Origin of the sequence: Mesorhizobium salmacidum (SeqCode), from assembly GCF_037179605.1 — a bacterium.
In the GTDB taxonomy this organism is placed as follows: domain Bacteria; phylum Pseudomonadota; class Alphaproteobacteria; order Rhizobiales; family Rhizobiaceae; genus Mesorhizobium; species Mesorhizobium salmacidum.
The window spans coordinates 25,109-44,696 of sequence record NZ_JAPYKS010000032.1; the positions used below are offsets into that span (position 1 = coordinate 25,109).

15 protein-coding genes and 1 pseudogene are annotated in these 19,588 nt (G+C 60.2%); 8 read left to right on the forward strand and 8 right to left on the reverse strand.

The features are described from left to right. Positions 1-4: 4 nt before the first annotated feature. A complete protein-coding gene (locus tag O7A60_RS28095; RefSeq protein WP_337108975.1) occupies positions 5-1,348 on the reverse strand; it encodes a nucleotide sugar dehydrogenase in 1,344 nt (447 codons plus the stop codon). A gap of 114 nt (positions 1,349-1,462) precedes the next feature. Beyond that, positions 1,463-2,623, reverse strand: a complete 1,161-nt coding sequence (locus O7A60_RS28100; RefSeq protein WP_337108987.1) for a DUF3095 domain-containing protein — start codon at positions 2,621-2,623, stop codon at positions 1,463-1,465. Positions 2,624-2,715: 92 nt separating this feature from the next. Between O7A60_RS28100 and O7A60_RS28105 the strand changes: the two genes are divergently transcribed. Both O7A60_RS28105 and O7A60_RS28110 read left to right on the forward strand, forming a co-directional pair. Then, positions 2,716-3,804, forward strand: a complete 1,089-nt coding sequence (locus O7A60_RS28105) for a glycosyltransferase family 4 protein (RefSeq protein ID WP_337108976.1) — start codon at positions 2,716-2,718, stop codon at positions 3,802-3,804. Beyond that, positions 3,801-4,565, forward strand: coding sequence for a polysaccharide deacetylase family protein (locus O7A60_RS28110; RefSeq protein WP_337108977.1), 765 nt, complete (start codon positions 3,801-3,803; stop codon positions 4,563-4,565). Before O7A60_RS28105 ends, O7A60_RS28110 begins: the two co-directional genes overlap by 4 nt. 1 nt (position 4,566) lies before the next feature. Here the strand turns inward: O7A60_RS28110 and O7A60_RS28115 are convergent, their stop codons facing one another. The 3 genes from O7A60_RS28115 to O7A60_RS28125 are packed head-to-tail and all read right to left on the reverse strand — an operon-like array spanning position 4,567 to position 8,636. After that, complete coding sequence (locus O7A60_RS28115) at positions 4,567-5,421, reverse strand: MBL fold metallo-hydrolase (protein WP_337108978.1); 855 nt, start codon at positions 5,419-5,421, stop codon at positions 4,567-4,569. Between the two features lie 19 nt (positions 5,422-5,440). Continuing rightward, positions 5,441-5,887, reverse strand: coding sequence for a cyclic nucleotide-binding domain-containing protein (locus tag O7A60_RS28120; protein ID WP_337108979.1), 447 nt, complete (start codon positions 5,885-5,887; stop codon positions 5,441-5,443). A gap of 34 nt (positions 5,888-5,921) precedes the next feature. Continuing rightward, entirely contained in the window at positions 5,922-8,636 is a 2,715-nt protein-coding gene (locus O7A60_RS28125) for an ABC transporter ATP-binding protein (protein WP_337108980.1), read from the reverse strand. 179 nt (positions 8,637-8,815) lie between these two features. Between O7A60_RS28125 and O7A60_RS28130 the strand changes: the two genes are divergently transcribed. After that, complete coding sequence (locus O7A60_RS28130; RefSeq protein WP_337108988.1) at positions 8,816-9,487, forward strand: class I SAM-dependent methyltransferase; 672 nt, start codon at positions 8,816-8,818, stop codon at positions 9,485-9,487. 140 nt (positions 9,488-9,627) lie between these two features. Here the strand turns inward: O7A60_RS28130 and O7A60_RS28135 are convergent, their stop codons facing one another. From O7A60_RS28135 to O7A60_RS28145, 3 genes are read right to left on the reverse strand one after another with little or no spacing between them, the layout of a single operon-like run. Beyond that, positions 9,628-10,824 (reverse strand): glycosyltransferase family protein, encoded by a 1,197-nt coding sequence (locus tag O7A60_RS28135; RefSeq protein WP_337108981.1) that lies wholly within the window; start codon positions 10,822-10,824, stop codon positions 9,628-9,630. Next, positions 10,821-12,065 carry a glycosyltransferase gene (locus O7A60_RS28140; protein ID WP_337108982.1) on the reverse strand — a complete coding sequence of 415 codons (1,245 nt, stop codon included), beginning with the start codon at positions 12,063-12,065 and terminating at the stop codon, positions 10,821-10,823. The genes O7A60_RS28135 and O7A60_RS28140 overlap by 4 nt, the downstream gene beginning before the upstream one ends. Position 12,066: 1 nt before the next feature. Continuing rightward, the gene (locus O7A60_RS28145; RefSeq protein ID WP_337108983.1) at positions 12,067-13,281 is read right to left on the reverse strand and encodes a glycosyltransferase family protein; all 1,215 of its coding nucleotides are present in this window, start codon (positions 13,279-13,281) and stop codon (positions 12,067-12,069) included. A gap of 970 nt (positions 13,282-14,251) precedes the next feature. Between O7A60_RS28145 and O7A60_RS28150 the strand changes: the two are divergent. From O7A60_RS28150 to O7A60_RS28170, 5 genes and pseudogenes are all read left to right on the forward strand, one after another. Beyond that, positions 14,252-14,617: pseudogene (locus O7A60_RS28150) on the forward strand (transposase); the annotation flags it as partial. 409 nt (positions 14,618-15,026) lie between these two features. Next, positions 15,027-15,425, forward strand: a complete 399-nt coding sequence (locus O7A60_RS28155; protein ID WP_337108989.1) for an autotransporter outer membrane beta-barrel domain-containing protein — start codon at positions 15,027-15,029, stop codon at positions 15,423-15,425. Between the two features lie 876 nt (positions 15,426-16,301). Further along, complete coding sequence (locus O7A60_RS28160; protein WP_337108984.1) at positions 16,302-17,321, forward strand: sugar ABC transporter substrate-binding protein; 1,020 nt, start codon at positions 16,302-16,304, stop codon at positions 17,319-17,321. A 72-nt stretch (positions 17,322-17,393) separates the two neighbouring features. Further along, the gene (locus tag O7A60_RS28165; protein WP_337108985.1) at positions 17,394-18,914 is read left to right on the forward strand and encodes a sugar ABC transporter ATP-binding protein; all 1,521 of its coding nucleotides are present in this window, start codon (positions 17,394-17,396) and stop codon (positions 18,912-18,914) included. A 12-nt stretch (positions 18,915-18,926) separates the two neighbouring features. Then, positions 18,927-19,588 (forward strand): ABC transporter permease (locus O7A60_RS28170; RefSeq protein WP_337108986.1); only part of this gene is annotated, 662 nt, incomplete at its 3' end.

Genomic DNA, 19,588 nt, shown 5'->3' on the forward strand with positions numbered 1-19,588 from the left:
GCCGTCAGGCCTTCACCACCGTCTCTCGGAGCAGCCCGAGACGGCCAAAAACATTGCGTGTGTCGACGATCAGAAGGGCGTGATCAGCGATTGCCTGATAGTCGATTGCGTCATGGTCGGTTGCAACGACGACGGCATCGAATTCCTTCAAGGCCGCCTCGGTCAATTCGACCGAGCGGCGCCCCTTGATCGCCATATGCTCTCGTGTGGTCGGGATCTCGGGAACATGCGGATCGTGGAATTCCGCCTTGCCGCCCCATTCCTCGATGAGTTCAATGAGCCGCAATGAGGGGCTTTCGCGGATGTCGGGCACATTCTTCTTGTAGGCGAGCCCGATGATGAGAATGCGCGAGCGGCTGAGCGCCTTGCCGCAGCGCCGGTCCAGCGCTTTCGCCAGTTCGTCGACTACATGACGCGGCATAGCAGTGTTGATCTCTGCCGCCAGCTCGATGAAGCGGGTCGGCAGTTCATATTCGCGCGCCTTCCACGTCAGGTAGAAGGGATCGATCGGCACGCAGTGGCCGCCCAATCCGGGGCCAGGATAGAAAGGCATATAGCCGAAGGGCTTGCTCTTGGCCGCCTCGATCACCTCCCAGATGTCGATGCCCATCGCACCGAGCACGACCTTCAATTCATTGACGAGGGCTATGTTGACCGAACGGAAGATGTTTTCCGTCAGCTTGACTGCCTCGGCGGTCGCGGTGCTGGAAACCGGAACGACGGTTTTGACCACGCCTTGGTAGAAAGCCTGCACGAGCGTCGCCGCTTCAATGCCGTCACCTGCCACGACCTTGGGGATCGTCGCGACTTCAAAGTTGCGGTTGCCGGGATCCTCGCGTTCAGGTGAGAAGCCGACGAAGAAGTCTATCTTCGACTGCAAGCCGGTTTCTTCCAGTATGGGCTTGATCACGTCGTCGGTGGTGCCGGGGTAGGTGGTGGATTCCAGCACGATGAGGTGGCCGAGACGCAGATGCTTTGCGATGACGCCAGTCGTGTTCCTGACAAAGGAGAGGTCCGGCTCACGGTTTTTCGTCAGCGGTGTCGGAACGCAGATGATGATGATATCGCAGACGGACAGTTCGGCAAAATCCGCTGTGGCGCGGAACCGTCCACTCGCCACGTGGCCGGCAAGGGCTGTCGACGTCACCGCCTCAATGTAGGATTGGCCGTTGTTCAGGCTCTCGACCTTCTGGGCTTCGATGTCGAAGCCGAAAACCGGGAAGCCGGCGCGTGCGACCGCAATTGCCAGCGGCAACCCGACATAGCCCAATCCGATCACACCGACCTGCGCGGCGTGCGTCGAGATACGGTTCAGCAGACGGTCATATGCCGATCGTGAAGCGTCCAAAAATCTGCTTTCCCGTTAATTCGGATAGGCTGGCCGCTGCCAGGCGCGGCTTACCATGGTCCCAGGAACCATGCCCGAGGCATATTGCGGAAAATGGATTCTCGCAAGCCGCCATCAGACCGGCAACTTTGCCTTCAAGCTTGCGGCAGCCATCGCATAGCCGCCGGCGGCACCATCTATGAAATGAACGTGATCGCGCTGCAGCGGCGAGGCGACGAGGCATGTCATCAAGGCCGATTTCTGGCGGTGCAGGCCATAGTTGCAGATGCCCGCCTGTTCCGCCTGTTTCAGCCGGTTCTCGATCCGTTGCAAGACATCAGCGTCAACGTCGATGGTCATCTTCAAGCCGTCGTCGAACTTCCGGAAATCCGAATTGCTGGCCACGTCGCGTTTGTAGATCTTCGGATCGAAACTGCCGATCGTCCAGCCGTATCTATCGGTGACGGCCGTAAGCGTCATCAGGCACACTATCCACAGCTTCGACAGCCACCGCCGTCCTGTCGGCGCCGTGGCCCGCGCCTCAATATCGAGGCCGGCGGGCAGCAAGCTGTAACCCGGCCCGTTCACCGGCACCGGGTGGCCATCGCGTTCCTGTCTGCCGGCAAGGGCGATGATGTCGGATGCCAGAAACTGAAAACCGCGCAGGTCGCGCGACGCCCCCGGGACGGCTATGATCGAGACGATTTCGCCATGCCGGGTTTCGATAGGGTTCCAGCGGCAGGAGAGGCCGGTCAGATCCGGCCGTGCGCCGGCCGGCGCAGGATCGATGCGGTAGCGTCCCGCTTTCATCTCGGCTTCCGCCCAACTGCCGCCACCGCCGGCGAACATGGCATAGAAGACCGCATCGGATGCCTGGAACCTTGCCACGCGAACGTCGAGGCCTTGCGCTCGAATATCCTTTATCGGCACGATTGCGGCGCGCAGGGTTAGGTCCAGTTCGTCCGCCACCCATCTCTGGACAGCCGCCAGCGCGTTGCGGGTGGTCTCCACCGCCGAGCCGGGAAATGCGACGAGCGCCCCGTCGCCGCCGAAGACAAAGGGGAGATCTTGCCGACCCAGCGCATTGAGCAGGGCCGAAATGACACTGGCGCCGGCCATATTGACTGTTTTATAGCGTCCAGTCTCGATCGCCTTGGTCGAGCCGACAATGTCGGCGGTGGCCAGCGCCCAGCCATCGGGGAGAGGCCGGTAGTTGTCGATATCGGCAACGCTTTCGAACTTTGCGAAGACCGGCAGAGAAGCGATGAACGGGTCCGACGCGGCAGCTGTTTCCATGAGCATCAGATAGCACATTCCCCTGCTTGAAGGTGAAGTCGATGATGCTTCGAAATTGACTTGCGCATGCTTTCCGATGATAGGGTCGCGCAATGCGAATTGCCTTCTACGCGCCGCTGAAGTCACCCAATCATTCCGTTGCCTCCGGCGACCGCCAGATGGCACGCACGCTAGTCAAGGCGCTGGAACATGGAGGACACAGCGTCGAACTGGCATCCGAATTGCGCTTCTATCTACGCGAACCGGAGCCGAAAAGTTTCGATGCGCTCAAGCTAGAGGCCCGAGAGGAAGCCGCGCGGCTGACCAGGCTTTGGGATCGTGACGGCAAGCCCGATCTATGGTTCTGCTATCATCCCTATTACAAAGCGCCCGACCTGATTGGGCCCGAACTGGCGTCGACCTTTGCTGTCCCATATGTGACAGCGGAAGCTTCCTATTCGAGGCGGCGCAATACCGGTTTGTGGGCCGATGCGCAGGCGTTGGTGGTGCGAGCCGTCGAACAGGCGGCGCTGAACATCTGCTTCACGCAAAGGGATCGTCAGGGACTGGCAGATGCGATACCCGGGGTCGCTCTTGATATGCTGTCGCCCTTTATCGACACATCGGTATTCCAGGAAATGCCGGCACGAGGTTGTCCGACGCGCCTCGTTGCCGTTGCCATGATGCGCCCGGGCGACAAAGTCGAAAGCTATCGCATGCTGGCGCAAGCGCTCGGTCTGATCGGCCACCTGCCCTGGACCATGTCGGTCGTCGGCGACGGGCCTGCCCGTGACGAGGTCAAGGCGCAATTCGCCGGCTTTGCCGCCGACCGTATCGAATGGCTTGGCGCGATTGAGCCAGCCGCCGTGCCGGATGTCCTCTATGGTGGAGGAATTTACGTCTGGCCGGGTTACGGCGAGGCCTATGGCGTTGCCTATCTTGAAGCACAGGCCGCCGGCCTTCCGGTGGTGGCTCAGGACATCGCCGGCGTGCCGGAAGTCGTGCGAGATGGCCAGACCGGGTTTCTCACCCCGCCGCGCGATGTGGCGGCGTTCGCTTCTGCCATTGAAAGGCTTCTGGCCCGTAACGACGAAAGAACCACCATGGCCGCAGAAGCCAGACGTTTCATCCTTGAAGAACGTTCCCTCGGCGTTGCAGCGGCGCATCTGGCCGAACTTCTTCCGAAGGTCCCGGTTTCATGACATCGTCCGATCGGATCTGGCAGCCCTTGATGGAAGAACTGGCGGGCCGGCAACGGGCCGGTCGTAAGGCAGAGTTCTGGCTGCGCGACGATGATGCCGTGGATCCGACGCCTGCGCTTGATCGGCTGCTCGATCTCACCGGTGAATTCGCGGTTCCGGTCACGCTGGCCGTCATTCCGTTCCTCACTGATGAGAAGCTTGTCGCCCGGCTTGACGAGGCGCCGCATGCCACCGTCGCCATCCATGGCTGGGAGCACCGAAATCACGCGCCCGAGGACCAGAAAAAGCAGGAGCTCGGTCCGCATCGGCCACGCGAGGCGGTGCTCGATGATCTGGCTCGCGGGCTGGCGCACGTAACCGGCCTGCACGGCGCACGTGCCGTTCCGATGCTGGTGCCACCCTGGAACAGGATCGACGCCGGCCTGGTATCCGATCTTGGATCGATAGGATTTGCGGCATTGTCGGCCTATGGGCCGCCGAAGCCGGCTTCACTGGCGGTCATCAACAGCAATGTCGACATCATAGATTGGCATGGCACGCGCGGCTGCCGCGATCACGGCCTATTGGTCCAGGCAATCATCGCGCACTTGCAGCATGCATTCGACGACGAACCGGTCGGCCTGCTCACCCACCATCTCGTACATGATGAATCGGCGTGGCTTTTCCTCGAACGGCTGTTCACAGTCACCGCACAGACTGCCCTCTGCTCATGGGTTCCAATCAGGACATTGATCGGGCGCTGCGCAGGTAGAGGAAAATAGCTCAGCGCTTTTTTTGCAACGAGACTGGAAATACGAGGGTCTGGCCATCCCGCGCGGCAAACGCGCCGGCAAACCTGTCCTTGGCCAGTTTCTCCATCTCGTCCAGTTGCTCGTCGGTGCGTGCTGGATCGTGGTGAAACAGCGCGAGCCCCCGCGCACCGGCTGCCTCACAGAGCTTGACGCCCTGTTGCCATGTCGAGTGGCCGTTACCGCGGCGGCGTTCCATTTCCTTCTCGGTGTAGGTGCAATCGTAAATGACGAGGTCGGCATCTTCGATCAGGCCGAGCACCGACTGATCGAGTTTGCCCGTCTCGTGCTCGGTGTCCGTGATCACCGCCACGACGCGGCCGCCCCATTCAATCCGGTAGCCTATGCAGCCGCCCGGATGGGTAAGGCTGCCGGTCCGAACCACCACCCCTTCGCGCGGCCGAAGCACGTCTCCGGACACGAAATCGCGGCAGTCGAGCTTTGCCTTGCAGACGTCCATTTTCACCGGAAACCACGGCGGCCGTATGAAATCGTCGATCATCTGCCGGGTCGTCATGCGTCCTGCAAGATGGCCGGACCAAAGGGTAAGCTTGACGCTCGGGTCAAAGATCGGCGCAAAAGCCGGTAGCCCGATGATGTGATCGTAATGGCAATGGGTGAAAAGCAGGTCGAAATCGGTCACATCCGCCGCCTGAAACGCCCTGCCGGCAGGCCGCAGGCCAGAGCCCGCGTCGAACAGAAGCGTATGCTTGCCGCATCGCATCTCAATGCAGCTTGTGTTGCCGCCATAGCGAACGAATTCTGGCCCGGATACCGCAATGCTGCCGCGCACGCCCCAAAACCTGACCAGGAAAAAATCGTCGTCCATACTTTCGCCCATCGTGGCTCTAGGCGGTTCGTGCGTCGATCAGATCCGCGGTCGTATGGCTTAGCCGATCGGCAAGAACCCGCAATATCTCGATCGTCATTTCCGGGAACTCCTTCATAAGCCTCAGGAAATGATCCTTGCGGATTCTCAAAACCTCCAGATCACTTGCCGCTCTGACGGTGGCAGTGCGGGAGCTGTTGCACAATATGGCGATCTCGCCGACGATCGAATTTGGCAACAGTTCGGCAACTTTTATCGGGCCGCTGTCGGAATCTACCAGAATATCCGCCCTGCCTGAAAGGATGACATAGGCGGCATCCGCCTCGTCGCCCTGCCGGAAAAGAATCTGGCTGGCGCTGTAGTTCACGCGATCGGATGTGAACGCGAGCAGCTTGAGCTTTGCCGGCTCAATGCCAGAGAACAAGGGAACGCGTTGCAGCATTCCAACTTCATCCTTGAGCAGCATTGTCGCAAACCTTCCTAAATTCGCGTCTGCCAGACTATGACAGAAGTTCCTTGAAGATACCGTTCCCTGCCAAAAGTGCCTCGTGTGTACCGTCTTCCACCAATTGGCCCGAGTCAAAGACGACAACGCGATCGAACCCTACCGCCATTGCCGGACTCGTCACGACCCACACAATTGCCGGCGAATGGCCGTCGCGTCTGGCTTCCTCGAGCACGTTTCGCAGCACCTTGTCCTGAATGCGCTGGTCGAGCGCCGACAACGGCCGGTTGAGAATGAGAAAATCGGGGCGCTTGAGCAGGGCGCGGGCAACATCGAGCTTCTGTCGCTGTCCACCGGTCAGCCGCCTGCCGCCTGCGCCGACGTTGAAATCCAGGCCGACATTCAGAAGCTCGGCATAAAGCCCCAGCTCGTCAAGAATTTCATAGACGATGGAGCGTATGCGGTCCGGCGCGTCGGGATGGTTGTTGCCCACGCGCCCGAACAGGACATTGTCCATGACGGTGGCCGAGGCGATGTATTTGGCAGGATCATACCGTTCGATCGCGTTTTGCAGCTCGGGCGGCAGGTTTTCATAGAACTGGTTGCGGGCAGCGACGATCTTGCTCATCAGCTCGTCGGTCAGCAGGCCGAAGCGGTGCCGGGGCTCGATATAGGCAAAGCTCAAGGTGATGATCATGGCGCGGTCGGCCTCCGAAACCGCCTCGTAGGGACGGTTCTTGAGCCGCTGCAGCAAGGTCTCGTAGGTGGGGATCTCCTCGGCGCTCATGAAGGCGAGCTGCTGGAAGAACTGGTGATCGGGCGGCAGGTCGGCAAACAGCTCGATCGCCTGTTCAGCGATCTCCATGCCCGTTTCGTAGAGCGTGCGGTCGAGGCCGGCTTGCTTCAGCACGGAAGCAAAATAGGGATTGGCCGCCAGAGCCTTGTCGGCCAGTTCGGGGCCGGCGGCAGCGCCGAAAAGCAGGTTCTGGCCGATCGTCGCTTCCGTGTTGTAAGCGCCCGGCTCGAAAGGAACCACGAGTTCGCGCAGCCCTTCCTGTTCCAGCCGGGTTCGCAGCGCCGCACGCAGTTCGACGATCCGACCGGCAAGCTTCGTGTGACGCGTGAGGTCGGCCGAAGAGCGCAAGCCAAGATCCAGAATGTCGCGCGACAGAAGAACCGCGTCGAGCACCCGGCGCACGGCTTCAAAGAGGTCGTGCGGTCCGGTAGCCCCGGCGGAAGCATAGTTGATCCAGTCGCTGTGGATGTCGAGATCCGGATTGCCCGACCGACGCGCCTCGTCGATGTTCCAGCGGTGCTGGTCTGCCGCGGCACCGTCATAAGTCACCTGTGTCAGCGGCGCATGTTTCAACCCGTAGAGCAGGTTATCGCGGAGGCTTGCCTGGAACAGGAAAACATCCGACGAGGCGTAGGACATGCGCCGGCCGGTCACTGCTTCCGGGAGTTCAAGCAGGTCGTCGGCGCCCGAAGTGATCTTTCCACCGTCCGGCCAGTTCAGCCGCGCGAAGGCTTCTGCTAGCGCCTCCGCTCCACCGGTTGGGGTGCTGACCAGCGCCACCGTCTCAGCCGGCTTGACCTGCATGGAGATACGATTGAGGAGCATCGCACCGCCATCGTCGGCCATGGACAGACCGACCGCCGACAGCGGGTTTGTCATCGGACCGGGATCGTCGATCGTCAGTGCTCCGATTCCCGGCGCGATGATATCGTCGACGGTGAACTGTTCAACGACCTGCTGATATTTGACCTGGACATCCTGCCGATCCTGATCCCAGTCGATCAGTTCCTTCATCGGTCCGGGCAAGTCCTTGTAGGCGCCGATCACGGCGACGAGTTGGCCGACGTCCAGCCGGCCCCCGATGACCAGATAACCGCCGATCATGTAGAACAGAAAGGGCGTGAGCTGCGCGAGAAAATTGTTGAGGAACTTTACCATGAATTTCCATTGGTAAAGATCGAAGCGGATCTTGAAGATGAGCCCGAGCCGGGCAGCTATGTCGGCGCGCTCGTAGTTTGACGTATCGTGGACGTGAACCGCGCCGATGCCGTCGACGATTTCGCCAACCCGGCCCGAAAGCGCGCGCGCCGTCAATTGCCGTTGGCGCCCGAGCACGAGTAGCCGCCGCCGCATTCGCGGGATGAGCACGATCTGGATCACCACGATCACGACCGCTATCATTCCGAGCCAGACGTTCTGGACCATGATGAACAGCATGGCCGTCAGAGCCTGGCCGCCGAGCAGCACCGGCTGCAGGAAGGCATCGCCGATGAAGCCGCCCAAGGGCTCCACCTCGTCCTTCACCATTGTCGCCACTTCGGCGGACTTCACCCGCTTGAAGTAAATCGGCGGAAACCGCAGCACACGATCGACCAGATCGAAGCGGATACGCCGCAGCATGCGTTCGCCGAGACGGCCCTTGTAGGTGTTGATGTAGAGCTTGAACAGGCCATTGATGACGACCAGCAAGAGGAACACAATGCTCAGGGCGAGCAGCGTCGCCTTGCGGCCGAGCTGAAAACCGGAGAACAACAGGACCTCGCCAATAAACGGCAGGTCATAGTGCAACCTCATGAATGGCAGGGTCGCGCCGGGTTGCTCGAAGCCGCGGCCTTGGATCGGGCCGTTGACGATCAGCTTCGGCAGGTTGAAGGACATGAAATACGGGATCATCGAGAGCACGACGATCAGCAATATCCAGACCTGCTGCTTCTTGGTGTGCGTCCAGATATAGCGGGCTAGGCTGGGTTCCATGTGCGACTGCGGACCTCAGTTCGAAGGATGCGGGATGAAGAAGCGGCTGCCGGCGCATGACGTATCGTCAATTTCTTCGTCACCAATGACAAGCTCGAAGCTGCAGTGCACGAAGGTAGTGCTGCGCTCAGCAAGATTGCGTTGTGTCGCCCGAAATCCCAACATACAAGGCGAATATGATGGATGTCACGCAACCGCGCAATGCCGGCATGGACGGGCACGAGCAAGCCTTGGACCTCACCCGAGGAATTGCGGCCTATGTCAAAAGCCCTCTCGTGGCAGGGCTGGCGCGCGTCATCGCCAAGCATCCGAACGCCGATATAGGCAACGCCTTCAATCACAAACAGGTCGCCTGCAAGATGTGGGCGCTCGATAGGCTGTTCGAAAGCTGCGGCGGCCGGTTCGGGCGCATATGGGTTCTGGGTGGTTGGTATGGCGTGTTGCCGGCAATGCTTTTCAACGATGCCCGCTTCGACATCGCGGCGGTGGATAGCATCGACATCGATCCCGAGGTCGCGCCCGTCGCCCTGACCCTCAATCGGGAAGCCGGCGACCGGTTCCGGGCGCTGACGGCAGATATGTACGCGCTCGACTATGCGGCCGAGCGGCCCGACCTGACGGTCAATACGAGCTGCGAACACATAGCCGATCTGCGCGCCTGGCTTGCTCTGCTTCCGAGGGGCTCGAATGTACTGCTGCAATCCAACGATTATTTCAGCGAGCCGACGCACGTCAACTGCGTGGCTTCGCTGGCAGCCTTCGAAGCAATGGCGGCGCTACGGGAGGTGCGGTTCTCCGGCGAACTGCCGACAAAAAATTATACGCGCTTCATGCTGATTGGAACTGTTTAATGCATTTCGTCCAACAGTGCGTGACGCTTTTGGGACTACGACATGGATACTCCAGGAAAGGCGTGAACGGTTTTCTGTCCGGAATTGCGTCAAAACAAGCGATAGAGCGGTTCTGCGTTTCCGTGAGACGACCAACCGTTCTAGGATCCATCATCCGTTTGATCATGTACTTTTCCGAAATCCGGTCCCCCTTTTAGGGGCCATGTTCGATATCGCTCGCGCAGGATTTGCGCCGAGTGGCGCGCGCCTTCCAGATCGAGACGGTGCGCGGATGGCGCTGGTCCGACAAGCGCCTGTTCGATCGCTTGCGCCAAACCTTCAGGCGTTAGGTCCTTTTCCATCAGCACCGTTGCAAGACCGAGTTCTTCGAGCATCAGGGCGCGAACCGTTTGTTCGCTTTCCCCGCCGGCTGCAAATGGAACGAGCAGGGAGCGACAACCCGCACGCAGTACATCGCAGACCGTGTTGTAACCCGCCTGCGAGACTGACAGGCGGGTGCCGGTCAGCAGGCTGGCGAAATCCTCGCGGAACCGGAAGATGGACAGGCCCGGCGTGGCATCGCGTGCGATCGCGTCAAACTCGTATTTTGGCAGGTTTGGGCCGGTGATCAAACACCAGTTCCAAACGTTGTTGGCATTCCGCGCCGCTGCGATGGTGGAACTGACAAGGCTCTTTCCGGCAGCCCCGCCGCCAACCGACACCAGAACGTCGAAGCGCTCGGAGGCCGCGGGCGGTGGCGGCGCGGCAACGAGCCCTGTGTAGGTGACCTCGGCGCTGATCGCCCCAGCCAGGGGAAATGTCTTGTCGATGGTTGCGAAAGCCGGATCGCCGTGGACCATAACGAGGTCGAAATGCCTGTTGATGAGATCGATCGTTTCCTCGTTTCGGCCCGGCTTGACACGCTCCTGAAGGATATCACGGACAGACGTCACCAGCAGCGGTCTGGGCGACGTCGCGTCGATGGCCTCGATCAGCGGCAAGAGTTCGAAACGCATCTGCCGGCGTCCAAAGGGAAACGCCTCGACAATGACGATATCAGGCCTGCAATCCCGGAATGCCTGCAGCAGCATCTCCGAACGGCGTTTCTTGAAATCATCGTCGATGGGTACGCCCTGCAGGTCGACAAGTCCGGAAAATCCTTCATCACCGGAGGTGACAGGTGGCAGGGTTACAGATTTTGCCCCCAGTCCCGGAAACCCGGTGACCGGCGCTCCACCGGTCACGACGGTTACGTCAAACCCGTCATCGACCAGAGCCGCCGCGACGCGGCTGGTGCGTGCGAGATGGCCGATACCGAGCAGGTGCTGGACATAGAGGAAGGCACGCAGCTGCATCAATCCGCGGCCCGCCACTCGCGCTCGAACAGTTCCTTGAGCTGTCCAATGCTCGCCATATGATCGAAATTGCCGCGCACGTGCCGCTCTGCGGCGTCGCCGAGGCGGGCGCGCAGCACGGGATCACGGATCAGTCGCTCCAGCGCCTGTGCCAGGGCAATTGGGCTATCGGTCGGTACCAGCAGCCCGGTTTCATCCGGAGATATAAGCTCCGGCACACCAGAAACATCGGTGGACACGCAGGCAAGCCGTTGGCTAGCTGCCTCCACAAGAACATTTGGCAGACCGTCCCGGTCGCCATTTGCCGTGATCCTGCAGGCCAGGGCGAAGATGTCGGCGCAGCGGTAGTGCTCAAGCACCTGCTCCTGCGCAAGCGCGCCTTTCCAAGAGACGCGATCATCCAGTCCGAGCTTTTGCGCCAGCGCCTTGAGCCGTTCCAGTTCCTCGCCGTCACCGATATGCTCGAAACGCCAGGCCAAATCGCCAGGCAAGAGGGCAAGGGCCTCCAGCAAGGTATCGTAACCTTTCTTTTCGACGGCGCGCCCGACACTCAGAACGACAACCGGTCCGCCCGGCTCCGAGCCGTCATGCTGTTTTCGCGCCTCGCCGAAACTGCCGAAGCGATGAAGGTCGAGCCCATGATAGCTCAGATGCACAGACGAGTTGCCGTTAGCGAGTTTGTTCAGGCGATCGAAGCCGGTCTTAGTGCAGGTGACTGTCCAGCGCGCCGAGGAAAGTTTCCCAGCCAAATCCCAGTCCGCCGAAGTCCAGATGTCCTTGGCATGGGCTGAGCAGCTCCAGGGCAGGCTACGAAGCTGGCTGGCATAGCGCGTCACCGATGCCGGCGTGTGCACGAAATGTGCATGCAGCCATCCCGCGTCTTCCGGCCATTCGGCCGCCAGCACGAGCGCTTGCCCGAAGCGGCGTGCGCGATTGCGCGTAAAGTCGCGGGGGATATCGGCGGCCAACGATCCAAGCGCGCGCCAGAAGCCCGGCCGCGGCAAATAAGCAAACAGCGAGCGAAGCACGCGCAGCGGCTCGTCGTGCAGATATTCCGGCAGGTAGTGGACGGGCGCTTTGATCTCGTCATGCACGGGGTGGCGTTTTGCGTCGGTGGGCCGCCTGAGCGCGACGAGTATCAAGTCGAACCCCGCGCGTTCCAGACCGAGCAGTTCCTGCGCGATAAAAGTTTCCGACAGCCGCGGATAGCCCTTCAGAACCACGACGATCTTGCGATGTTGCAAGTCAGTGGGTTCCTTCAATGACCGAAAGGTGATGGCCGGCCCGCCGGTCGAGCAGTTCCGCGACAATCTCGGAAATATGAGGCAGCCCTTCCAGCGTCAGATGCGGATTACTCTGTGAGGGGCGGGACCGGTCCGGCAGCGCCACCAGTGCATCGGCAAACCGCTGGGAGTCCTTGGCTTCCTCCGGCAAGAGCATCTCGATGAGGCCGAGTTCGGCTGCGCGCCGAGCGCGGATCAGTTGTTCCTGGCGGGGCTCGATGCGTGGCACGATCAGCGCCGGCTTGTCGAAAGATAATATCTCGCAATAAGTGTTGTAACCGCCCATCGCCACTACCCCCTTGGCGCCGGCAATCAGGTCTTCCATGCGGTTGTCGAACTCGATGATCTTGATATAGGGGATCTTGGAGCCCTTCCTGAGCAGCTTGTTGCGCTTGCGCGCCGGCATGTAAGGCCCAAGCACGATCAGCGCCCTGTGCTGCAGTCGCGGATCCTGCTGATAGGCATCGATGACATCGTGGATCAATTCGGCACCGTCGCCGCCGCCACCGGTGGTAACGAGGATATAGTCGCCTTCGGGCCGGTGGCCGGGCAACTCGTTCCGCTGCAGGCTCCGCTGCAGGAAACCGACGAAACTCATCTTTGCCCTGACAGCCGGCGGCACATCCAAGCCGGTCAGCGGATCGTAGAAGTCCGGCGGGCCATAGGCCCAGACTTTGTCGTAGAACAGGCCTATCTTGCGCATCACATCCCTGCGCGCCCACTCTGCTTCGAGCAGGTGTGGCGCATCCATCACCTCACGCAGGCCAAGCACCAGCGTGGTTCCCCGCGTCTTGAGGTAGGACAGCGTATCCTCAATCTCACCGCGCAGGCCGAGCGGTTCCTTGTCGACGATGAAGATATCCGGCCGGAAGGTCTCGGCTGTGTGGCGGATGATCGACTGGCGCAGCCTCAGGGTGTCATGCAGATCAATATCCTTTTCCAGCGAGGTGTATTCGCCGTTGCGCAACTTGATGACGCTGGGGATCTTCACGAAGTCGACTCGGGCGCGGTAGTCGAAGGCGCCAGCGATAGTCGCACCCGAAATGATAAGCACCTGAAGTCCGCGGAAATCCTCGACCAGCGAATGCGCGATCGTCCGGCAGCGCTGCAAGTGGCCGAGCCCGAACGTGTCGTGGCTGTACATGAGAATTCGAGCGTTTTCTGCGTGCTGGGTCATTGTTGAACGTCTCTTAGAATTCTCGCCTTGAGGACCGTTAGCGACGCGCCGGCTTCGAAACCATCCTGGTTTTGAAAAATGAGGCCGCCATTTTCAGTATGTATTATTTCTGTGGATGCCTGTCAGACAGGGTTTCTGATTATCTGAGTCCGAAACTTGATAATTTGGCGAATATCGCCTCGGTGGGAGCGGGCCGAGACTCCTTGTTGTCGTTTTGAGAAGGATCGAAGGGGAATGTGGTATCCAAAAGATCGGCAGAAATCATCCCTCTTAAGTCCAAAAAGTTGCGGTGTCTCCGAACTCCATTGGTTCGGAGCGGTGAAGGCGAATTCCGGTATCGTGCCCATATAGCCAGTCGATTGGTCGCCGGCGCCGCACAGCCCACGTTTGTTGTGGAACTCACTTCGCGCGCCATTGCCCTCGGTCTTGGGGGACCAAAGGTGCTGCCCATCAATTCCTTGACGGGCGGTCTGATTGTGATTCACCGACCACAACTGAGCCATCTGTCGCCCAAGCTAGCCGTAATTCCAGCAAGAATCGAGTGGATGCCGCGCTCACAACGCACCGCCCGCAGGACGGCGTGTGCAAGACCAGTTGCTAGACGATCGCAATGGCCTTCTAGTTGGGCCGGCAGATCGAATATGGTGCTGAAAGCAGTCCTCTGCCCCGCCGACGAAGAAGCGGATGGGGACATCCTTGCACCACTGGGCGCCGAGCGCCTGCCGGCGGTGTAGAGATGGGAGCGCCGTGGTGGCCGCCAGCCAGCAACTGTTATCAACGCGGTCACAACCAGCGCGCATCATGGCCTAAGGCTATAAGCCCGTGCCCGTGCCCGTGCCCGCGGCTGGGCCGCGGCGAATCGCGGCCTATATGAAGTGTCCGGAAATGCGAAGTTTCGCTAGCAGGAATGCGATGCCGCGGTACGCGGCATGCTACGGCTTCTCGGATCCTTACGTCGCGCCGCGAGCACAATGCCGACCGCAACTCGGCGCTCTACACCGACCAATCCAAGCTCTATACCGTGACCGGCGAGCAATACGCCTCGCGCAAGACGACCAACCATTCCGGTGGCGAATACGTCCGCTATGAGAACGGCGCATCGCTCCATTCAAACACGATTGAGAACGTGCTCTCAGTCTTCAAGCGCGGCATGACCAGCGTGTACAAGCATTGCGGCGAAGCCTATCTTCACCGCTACTTGGCCGAGTTCGATTTCCGCTACAATCGACGCGCGGCGCTGAAAGTCTCGGATGCAGAACACGCTGAAGACTTGCTTCGCAAGGCCCGCGACAGGCGCCTGACCTATCAGCGGATGGGTGAAGCCGGCCTCGCCTAAGCAAAAAGCGCGAAACTGCTTCTGTCGCTCGAAGAAAAAACGCCTGTGCTAGCTGGGTTTCTAAGTGTCCGAATGCAAACGGCGGTGATTCCCGAATCACCGCCGTTGATGCACCAAGCCACAGGGAAGCACGGCCAGGCACATGAGAACGATCACCAAACTAAACCTACCGGTGAGTCCGTCAAGTCGTCCCGTGGCCACACACAGGAAAAATACCAATGGCCGGAACACTCCAGTCAATTGTCACAAACCCGATAACCACGACCCCGACCGCCGCATTCAAGGCTTGGGCGGGAAAGAGAGTAGTCAGTGGTATCGAACCATTGACCAGCTAGTATGACAGCGATTCCGGTCGGTTACGCTCGGCCCACTGGCCGATGGCAACAACGGCTTCGTCTATGCCCTCAGCATCGAAAGCGGCCAGAAGATCGCGCTGTCCAGCAAGTGGTCGCTGACACCGCAGGCGCAGCTTGCTTACTCCGACTTCCGCTTCGACATGTTCGCCGACAAGTTCGTCACCGTCGTCTCACCCGGCAGCGGCGACAGTCTTGTCGGCCGATTCGGCGTGTCCGCGGATTGTGAGGATCAATGGGCGGGTGCTGCGGGCCAGGTCAGCCGCACACCTCTACGGCATCGCCAATCTCTATCACGACTTCTTCGACGGAACCGTTGTCGACGTGTCGGGCGTGAAGCTGGCAAATCTCCGTCGAGTAAAAAAGTTAGTCATTCCGGAAAGCCAGCCTTGCGAAGGCCTTCGAGGTACATGTCTCGCAAGGAGGCTGAAGGATCTCTCGACGCCGAGATTTGAGTGTAGCCAAGGTACCCACCTCGTCGCGCTCCGCGAGGCGACTATAGCCAACCACGTCGATGGCCAGAATGGCAGCAAGGCGGCGTTGAACGCGTTCTTCGGACATCGCAGGGATGCTCTCACTGGGGCAAATTGTATTTGCATCCCGAGGAGGAGACTATTCGCCCTGCCAGTCCGTGAGGACGTCAGGTCTCCGGGAATAGACCCCGCCAGCTGCGGCGCATAACCTTCTCGCGTTGAACGCTATCGAGGAGCGCCGGAAGCATTCGAGTCCTTGGCTGAAGGGCTCGCACGTATATTCGATCAAGCTTCAGAGCAACGTTGGTCGGAGAACCTGCGCGAGGAGCTCAGCTATCATCACAGGCTGGCCAAATCAGCGGCCCGGTTGCATCGGGGGGACTAGCTTCTTCGGGGAAGTGCAACCGGGCCATGCCGGGTTCCTCCCGGCAATCCAACCATGATGGCGAAGCGGGATGAATACAAGCCATCTATACAAGAGTTGCGGTGCCGACCTGGCATGCCCACCATTCGGCGGCGGAGCTATCCGGAAGACTTACTTGCATTCCCGTCGAGCCCGGGGAAATCCTGAGATTGTGCAGTCTCCTGACCCCGGAGCACCGCTTTATCTGAGCCCGTGTTTCAAGAAGGAAGAGGCTCGCTCCGTGTAGCGTACTGGAGCGGGTCTTTGCGTCCTCGATCATTGCTTGGTCGGTCTTAAAGAATAGTCGGTCCCTGAACGCGCCAGGGCTGTAATACCCCTAACCTTGGATTCCGTGAGGAGGTCGAGCGACGTTGTCTCGGAAGCTTGACCGCAACATCGGCGGGGCCATAATGCCTTCACGGGTCGCATTTCCATGACCCGTGCTGGGAGGAATTATGAAAAACACAATAGACGACGACCGACGTATTTTTCTGACAGCAGCGGCTGTTGGCGGCGCCGCTGCTCTTCTAGGCGGCTTCGGGATCAGCCAGGCCCGCGCCGCCGCCGCTGCCTCAGGCCGTTCCGAAAAGTCGCTCAAGGCAGCGTTCTCGAACGCCGGACTTCAGGCGACTTGGTGCGCCCAGGGCAAGGCGGCGGCGGAATACTGGGGCAAATTGTTCAACGTTGAGGTGACTTGGTTCGACGGCGAACTCGATGCGGTAAAGCAGCGCGCGGCGATCGACAACATGGCTTCCCAGAAATGGGACTTCGTGGCGATCCAGGCGTTTGGCATCGGCACGCTGGTGCAGCCGGTGCAAAAGATGATCGACGCCGGGATCCCGGTCATCGACATGGACACGCTGATTGCGCCACTCGACAAGATCAATGTGCACAGCTTCCTCGCGCCTGACAATGAATTCATGGGATCATCGGTGACACAGGCGCTCATCACCGCCATTGGCGGCAAGGGCAAGGTCATCACCACGCAGGGCGCGCTCGGCCACACGGGCGCCCAAGGGCGAAACCGGGGCTTCGAATCCATCGTCAAACAGCATCCCGATATCGAGGTTCTGGAAAACCAGCCGGCCGACTGGGACGTCACCAAGGTGGCGCGGCTATGGGAGACCTATCTTACGAAATATCCGCAGATTGACGCGGCTTATTTCCACAATGACGACATGGCGCTTGCAGCATACAACGTCATGAAGGCCCATAACCGTACCAACATCAAGATCGGCGGTTGCGACGCCATGCCCCCTGCAATAGCCGCCGTTGCCGAAGGTCGCATGCACGCCACCGTGCGCAATCCATCCTGCCGTATTCATGGCGGCGCCATTGTCGCCGGCGTCGCCGCCGTGACAGGTGGCGAGAAGTCAGGCGAAGGAATCCCAAAAAGCGTTGTAACCGACGGTCCCGTGGTTACCAAGGAAAATGCCGGCGGCATGCAATGGATGGAAGACCATTTCCTGATCTGATCTTCGTCCCGAATGGCTGGCGGATCATCCGCCAGCCATTCGCGCAGCCACTGGAATCGCCACGCGGACAAAATGAACACTCAAGCTGAAGCCCCCTTGCGAGCGGTAGCGCCGCGCCTTCGCATGGAGGGGATATCAAAATCCTTTGGCGGCGTGGTGGCGCTGCACGATGTGGATTTCGTGTTGCGCGCCGGCGAGATCCATGGGCTCGTTGGGGAAAACGGCGCCGGCAAATCGACCCTGATGAAGATCATCGCCGGTGTGCACGCCGAATATCACGGCCGCATGTTCATCGACGGAGAGCAGGTCCATTTCCGCTCGGCCCGTGATGCGCTTGCGGCTGGCATCGGCATGGTGCATCAGGAACTGAGCGTCGTTCCAGATCTCACAGTTGCCGAAAATGTCTTTCTCGGAAAGCAGCCGACGAAGGCAGGATTGATTGATTGGTCCGGCATGGTGGCCGCAGCGCGGGAACAACTCGCCAATCTTGGCATCGAGGTCGATCCTCGCGCGTCTATGGGATCATTGTCGATCGGCCTCCAGCAACTGGTCGAACTCGCCCGCGTGCTTTTCTCGGGAGCGCGGATCATCATACTAGACGAGCCTACCTCGGCGCTGTCGCCCCCAGAGGTGCATCGCCTGTTCGAGGTGCTTCGCGGTGTTCGCGCGAGCGGCCGCAGCATCGTGTTCATTTCCCATTTCCTCGACGACATCCTATCAGTTTCCGACAGGGTGACCATCTTCCGCAACGGGCGCCGTGTTGTCACCGAAGCCGCGGCCTTGATCGACAAAGGCTGGGTTATCGAACGTATGATCGGCAGTGGTCACGAGGAGCTGGAGGAAAGTTATACCGGCGCGATCGCTCTCAATAGCAAGTCCGCGGCGCCCGTAATCCTCTCGGCGCGAGGTCTTGCGGTGGGGCGCGCCTTCGCCGATGTGTCGCTTGACGCGCGGGCCGGCGAGATTCTCGGCATCTACGGTTTTATGGGCTGCGGCCAGGTCGAGCTGGCGCGGACATTGTTCGGCAAGCTCAAGCCGAGCACCGGGACGTTGGCCATTGAGGGCGCGGCGAAACGTTTTCGCAACACGGCGCACGCTCGCCGGGCGGGAATCGCCTTCGTGCCGGAGAGCCGCCGTTCCATGCTGTTCTACCAGGAACCGGTCTATAAAAATGTCTCGATCAGCGTGCTTGGCCGCATCTCACGCCTCTGGTTGAAGCCGGCAGCCGAGCGCGAGATCGCCAGCCGCCATGTCGAACTGCTGAATATCCGTCCGTCGAATGTGATGGCGCTGCTCGCCAGTCTTTCCGGCGGCAACCAGCAGAAGGTCGCGCTGGCGAAATGGCTGACATACATCCCTAAGGTGCTGATCTTGAGCGAGCCGACCCGAGGCATGGATGTTGGCGCCAAAGACGATGTTGTGAAGATCGTACGTGCTCTGCGCAACCAGGGCCTTGCTGTCATTGTTGTCTCGGCCGAGCCCGAAACCGTCTTGTCGCTCGCCGACCGTGTCATCGTCATGAAGAAAGGCCGCATCGTGCACGAGTTCGCCGGCGAAACGATCAGCAAGGACCGGCTGCTCGACGCCGCTTGAGGGAGAACGCAAATGATAATGCCGGTTCAGGAAGCCGTAAAAGGGTCCCCGTCGCGGGCTGGCGCCTTCCTGCGCAACCGGATGCGCAACATTGCGCCTTTCGCGACGCTGATCATCTTGCTCGCGTTCTTCAGCATCGCCAGCCCATCTTTCCTCAGCGTCGACAACGGGGTCAACGTGCTGACGCAGATTTCCGTCACGGGCGTCATCGCCGTGGGGCTCACTTTTGTCATCCTCTGTGCCGAGATAGATCTTTCGGTAGCGGCTATCGCCAATGCTACCGGCATTGCCGTTGCCTATTTCACCATGCAGGAATCCTACGTCAACATTCCCAACATCCCGCTGCCAGGCTATGCAGCGATCGGGTTGGCGCTGCTCATCTGCGCCTTCCTGGGCCTGGTCAACGCCTTCGGCACGACGCTGATAGGAATTCCCTCGTTCATCATGACACTTGCCATGATGCAGATCGGCGCTGGCATTTGCGCGCTTCTGGTGCGCGGCCAGATCGCCTATGCCGTTCCCGATCTGGTTACGACTCTGGGTTCCGGCACGATAGCCGGCTTTCCGTGGATCATCATCGTACTGGGTGTATTCCTGCTGGCGGGTCATATCGTTTTGACCTACACGCGCTTCGGCCGATACGTCTACATGGTCGGCGGCAACCGCGAAGCGGC

Coding starts and splice junctions, on each gene's coding strand:
- O7A60_RS28100 (WP_337108987.1), bottom strand. CDS start 2,623: ATGGAAACAGCTGCCGCGTCGGACCCGTTCATCGCTTCTCTGCCGGTC.
- O7A60_RS28110 (WP_337108977.1), top strand. CDS start 3,801: ATGACATCGTCCGATCGGATCTGGCAGCCCTTGATGGAAGAACTGGCG.
- O7A60_RS28125 (WP_337108980.1), bottom strand. CDS start 8,636: ATGGAACCCAGCCTAGCCCGCTATATCTGGACGCACACCAAGAAGCAG.
- O7A60_RS28120 (WP_337108979.1), bottom strand. CDS start 5,887: ATGCTGCTCAAGGATGAAGTTGGAATGCTGCAACGCGTTCCCTTGTTC.
- O7A60_RS28160 (WP_337108984.1), top strand. CDS start 16,302: ATGAAAAACACAATAGACGACGACCGACGTATTTTTCTGACAGCAGCG.
- O7A60_RS28105 (WP_337108976.1), top strand. CDS start 2,716: ATGCGAATTGCCTTCTACGCGCCGCTGAAGTCACCCAATCATTCCGTT.
- O7A60_RS28115 (WP_337108978.1), bottom strand. CDS start 5,421: ATGGACGACGATTTTTTCCTGGTCAGGTTTTGGGGCGTGCGCGGCAGC.
- O7A60_RS28165 (WP_337108985.1), top strand. CDS start 17,394: ATGAACACTCAAGCTGAAGCCCCCTTGCGAGCGGTAGCGCCGCGCCTT.
- O7A60_RS28145 (WP_337108983.1), bottom strand. CDS start 13,281: ATGACCCAGCACGCAGAAAACGCTCGAATTCTCATGTACAGCCACGAC.
- O7A60_RS28130 (WP_337108988.1), top strand. CDS start 8,816: ATGGATGTCACGCAACCGCGCAATGCCGGCATGGACGGGCACGAGCAA.